3 protein-coding genes are annotated in these 5222 nt (G+C 61.5%); all 3 read left to right on the top strand.

The window, feature by feature from the left end; genetic code table 11:
- The first annotated feature begins 319 nt into the window (after window positions 1–319).
- On the top strand, window positions 320–1951 hold the full coding sequence (locus IK083_03240; GenBank protein ID MBR4748571.1) for a hypothetical protein: 1632 nt from the start codon (window positions 320–322) through the stop codon (window positions 1949–1951).
- Window positions 1951–4659, top strand: coding sequence for a hypothetical protein (locus tag IK083_03245; protein ID MBR4748572.1), 2709 nt, complete (start codon window positions 1951–1953; stop codon window positions 4657–4659). The genes IK083_03240 and IK083_03245 overlap by 1 nt, the downstream gene beginning before the upstream one ends.
- Before the next feature lie 12 nt (window positions 4660–4671).
- Window positions 4672–5222: hypothetical protein (locus IK083_03250; GenBank protein MBR4748573.1), on the top strand; the 551-nt coding region annotated here is incomplete at its 3' end.

Raw genomic sequence — 5222 nt, forward strand, 5'->3', positions numbered from 1 at the left:
CTCTGTCTGCGACAGAGCAATGAACGGGCAAACGGGTCCCGCCCGAGATCCCTTCCCGGAAATGGCCGAGCGCTAAAGCGCTTGATATATGGCCATTTCCGCCGGGATGACGCCCGATCGAAGCATTGACGCTCTCCCATACCTCTCGCCGGCCGCGCCGAGATGACGCGGTGTGGCGCTGCGCCGGGATGACGCGGTGTGGCGCTGCCCCCGGGATGACGAGTGAGCTCCCGCAGGGGGCTAAAATTTCCGGCTTTTGCGCCGGAACGGCGCAAATCCTGTATAATATAAGTGAATGAATTTTACGGAAGGGTGTAGTATGTCAAGACTGCTGTTTGTACTATTGATCCTGCTGCTCTATCAGGCAGCAGCGGCTCAGGAGATCACCGAAGACAATGGCGCTTTTACTGCCGCGGGCGCCGGCTACAAGGTGTTGATCCCCGCCGGGCGTATGCTCTCGAGTATGGAGATAAACGGAGTGGAATTCGCGGAAAAGGAAGCCATCAATCCCGGCGTCTCCTTTTTCAACAACGGCGCTGCCCAGGCTGCCTCCCGCAACAGACGGGAGGGCAGCAGCGTGATCTGCGAGGTGGAGGGCTACGGGCAGGTGACCTATCGCTTTGGCGCCGACAGCCTGGAGATAGAAGTCCTCAACACCGGCGAGGTGGCCGAAGATTTCTTTATGCTGTTGTCCCGCAACGTGCAGGCGGTCATGGACAGCGGGGGCAAGTGTATGCCTGCCTATTCCCGTCTGGAGCCCGGCGAATACAAGTGGGTCATGGGCAACCATGCCATCGTGTCAAAGGGACAGGCCAGATTTTGGGGGCCCTTCATCATGTGCGAGCTGTTTCAGCTGCCCACGGCTCCCGGCGAAAAATGCAGCTTGACCATAGCTCCTTCGCAGGTGTCCTTTGCCGACAGAAAGCTGGTCATGGAGACCATCCTCCCGGCTCTCGGTGAGGACAAGGAGGACCTGGCGCTGGATTCTCCCGCGGAGTATCAGGTGTTTCAGCGCCAGACCAAAACAAGGGGCCGGCTGTTCTTTTCCGGCAAGGTAAACGTGCCCTGTGACCGGGTGGAATACAAAATTACCGGGCAGGGCATCAACGGCAGAAAGTATCCCTCGTCCTTCAAGCCTCTCCGGGTGCAGGACGGGACCTTCGGAGAATACGTGGACGGCTGGGCCGGAGGCTGGTACACCGTGGAAGTCAGAGCGATCAGGGACAAAAAGACCGTGGCCTCTCAGACTCTGGAGCACGTGGGCATAGGCGAAGTCTTTGTGGGGGCGGGGCAGTCCAACTCCACCAACAACGGCCAGTTTCCCATACAGCAGACCCTGGGCATGAGCTCCACCACCGACGGCAAGGTGTGGAAGATCAACGACGACCCCATGCTGGGGCATCACGACAACACCCAGGGAGGCAGCTATTACCCCGCTCTGGGAGACGCTCTGTACGAAAGGCTGGGTGTGCCCATCGGCATAGCCTCCACCGGCCACGGCGCCACGGGCATAGTCCACTGGCTGCCGGAGACAGACCTCTACGCCTACATGATGAACCGCATCAGGCAGCTGGGCAAAAACGGCTTCCGGGCCGTGCTGTGGCATCAGGGCGAGAGCGACGCCCTTAATCCTTCGGACGTGTCCCTCATAAACATGCAGCGTATCATAGAGACCTCGGTCTATGACGCCGGCTGGGAGTTTCCCTGGTTCGTGGCCAAGGTGAGCTATCATTCGGCGGCCAATCCCCGGTGGCCCAACATCCGCCGGGCCCACCAGCGGCTGTGGGACCTGGGCATAGCCCAGCAGGGGCCCGACACTGACGTCCTGACTGCGGAGCTGCGGGACAATACGGGCATCCATCTGAACCGGGAAGGGCTGAAAAAGCATGGCGAAATGTGGGCCGAGATACTGGGCCCCTGGATCAAGGAATGGGAAAAGGTCAATCCGTAATGAAATATCTGCTTGTGTTGCTGTTCGTTGTGGCGTCGGCGTGCGCCTTTGGCAGGGACTTTGCGCCCGTGGACCGGGAGACTAAGGCTCGGTATGCCGGTCTGCCCCGGGAGAGCCTGTTTATCCCGGAGGTCTCTTATGCGTCGGGCGACAAGCCCGTGTGCATATCCAGCCCCCTGCAGTACGGGGCGGCGGGAGACGGCGTCACCGATGATACGGCGGCCTTCCGGCAGGCCATAGAGGCCGCGGGCAAGACCGGGGGCACGGTGTTCGCGCCCCAGGGGACCTATCTGGTGCGGGAGCCTCTGGTCCTGCCCGAGGGGGTCATCCTCAGGGGCGAATACGACGGGCCCGACAGCAAAAAGCAGGGGACCCTGATAGTCACGGACTACTGCGGCAAGGGACTTTACGATACGCCCTTTATAGGCCTTTCTCCCTGCTCCGGAGTGAGGAACACCGCCTTTTACTATCTGAACCAGCGCTTTGACGAGCCCCTTGACCAGGCTCCCTGCATAGGCCTTGCCAAATCTGCCCCCGGGACCACCCTGGAGCAGGTGATGGTCTATAACGCCACCTATCCCTACTACTACGGCGGCTACGGCAACGCCGCCCACGTGCTGAGGAATATGTACGCTACCCCTCTCCGTCAGGGCTTCCTGTCCGACAGGAACGGGGACGTGACCTGCTTCGGCGCCATCATTCTGGACCGGAAATACTATGCCGAGTGCGGCTACCCGGGCGCTCCCGCCGGCAAGAAGGACCTGGAGGCCCTGTCCGCCACTCTCCGCAAGGCCGTGGGCTTTGTGTTCGAGAGACACGACACTCCCTACTGCGTGGGCTTCAGGACCCGGGGCATAGGCACCGGCCTCATAGTGCGGGAGTCCAGCCATCCCCAAAGAGAGATATGGCTCAACGGCGGCGGCTTCGGAGGAGGCTGCTCCCTGTATGATTTTGAATTCACCGACTGCGTCACAGGCATACAGATAGAAAAGACCCACGTGGCATCCAGCTTTGTCAAGGGCCGCATCACCGTGGCCGACGCGCCGGGCTCGGCGGGGATACTGGTGACGGACAAGCTGCGCACCGACGCCGTGTTTCAGACGATAGTGATAGACGGCAGGCCGGAGTGCTGCGTGGATATGCGGGCGGAAAACGGCAATATCATGCTGACGGACTGCGTCCTCTCCGGCTGGAAGGAATACGGGGTCAGGGCCCTGTCCGCCTACACCTATCTGACGGGCTGCCGCTTCGCCGGCAGCAAGAGAGCCGTGCTGGCCGACGGAGCCGACGGCATAGGCCTGTCGGGCTGCAAGGGCGAGCCGGAGACCGATATACGGAATATGCCCGGGGAGCGGGTGTATATTTCCCGGGAGCCGCTGCAGCACACAGTCACGGGCTTTGAGGGCTACCAATTCGCGGCAAAACGCTCCAACGCCGCCCGCAGCGAGATATTTGAGGCTTCCCGTCTGGGAGTCCTGCCGGACGGCAGCGACGTGACGGAGGCCCTGAACAGGATACTGGCCGAGGCCGGAGCAAAGGGGGGCGGCATAGTGTACGTGGCGCCCGGCATCTACCGGCTGGACGGCACTCTGCAGGTGCCCCGGGGCGTGGAGCTCCGCGGCCCTATGGACAGCTATCACTCGAACCTGATGATCCCCAAGGAAAGGGACGCCCAGTTCTGGGTGTACGGCGGCAAGGGCCGGGCCGACGGGGACGGAGCCGTGGTGCTGGCGGAGCATGCCGGCATCATGGGCCTCACCTTTTACTATCCCGAGCAGAACGTGGACGGCTGGCAGGAAGGGCAGGACTGGACTCCCTATCCCTTTACCATCACCGCAAAGGGGCCGGGCTGCTGGTGCCGCTGGACCGTGTGCGCCAACTCTTATCAGATGGCGGACTTTGGCTCCTGCGGCAACTGCGCGGACTATGAGATCACCGGCATGAGGGGCCAGCCCCTGGTCACCGGCATCTACGGAGGCGGCAACAGCGGCGAGGGCCGGGTGGAGCTGTGCAATTTCAGCCTGGCGGAATGGTGCTACGGCGCTATGCCCTATATGCCCAGGTTCGGCGCCGGGCCCTACGATTACGGCGGCATGAAGACCGATGACAAGTGGCGCCGCTACGTCATGAAGCTGATAAACGGCAGCGACTACTACAAGTTCGGCTACAACAAGCGGCTCTATGTCTTTTGCAATCTGGCCTACTCCGCCATGTACGGCCTGCACTTTGCGGAGCAAGACGGCAAATACACCGAGCGGGCCACCCTGTTTTATCACAACACGGATATATGCAAGAGCACCGTGCAGATAGACAGAGCGGGCAGGCTGGACTTTTTCAACTCCTTCGGGGACTGCGAGATGGAAGAGGGCTGCGGCGCCACGGTGAGCAGCGTATCCACAGGCATGAACACGGTGTTTGACCACTGCATGAACGTGCGTGGCGGCACTCTCAATCTGGGAGGCCTCTTCATATTTCGCAAATATGACCGGTTCCTCCATGTGGAGGGCGGCGCGGTCCACGTGTACGGCGGCCTGCTGGTGGAGCCGCAAAAGATGTTTTTGGAAGTCCACGCCCCCGGAGTGGGGACAGCGGAGGGACTGGTGATGCGCAACCCCGAAAAACGGACCGGCGCGCAGGGCCTGGTCACCTCGGAAAACGCTCGGGTGACCGGCTGCATGGGCACCAATACCGGTCTCCCGTGGGAATGACAGGAGGATGATATGAAAACCATCGTCAAGATATTGCTGGCCATTTTGTGTGTGCTGGCCGTGCTTCTGATAGCCGGCGCGCTTTGGCTCAGGGTCATGCACAGGACTCAGCCCGAGCCCGCCGTAACGGGCGGACCGGCTGCCTCGGAGCCTGCCGGAGAAGCGCAGTCCGGCTTTGACCCCGAAGCGCTGCTCAAGGAGTGCGCCGAGGACGCCCTGGAGGCAAGATATGCGGAATATCTGCCCGAGGTCCTCTGCGCCGAGACGGAGGTGTTTGACACCGAGAAGACCGACGCCGAAGCCAGGGAATACGTGATCCTGGACGCTGAGGAATACGTGAAGTTCAAGGACAAGGCCTACAGCATGTCCGGTATATCCGCTGAGGCTATCATCCGCTACACGCTGCCGGAGGGCAGGCTGACGGAGATAGAGTGGAGCGAAGACGGCGCCGGCCACGAAAAATGGGTGAAGGAGCACTTTACCCCCAAAGCCCTGGAAGCGAGAAACGCTTATCTGAAGGGCGAAGGCAGCGAACGCACCCGGCTGGGGCGGAAGCTGGACGC

This window comes from Abditibacteriota bacterium (genome assembly GCA_017552965.1).
In the GTDB taxonomy this organism is placed as follows: domain Bacteria; phylum Armatimonadota; class UBA5829; order UBA5829; family UBA5829; genus RGIG7931.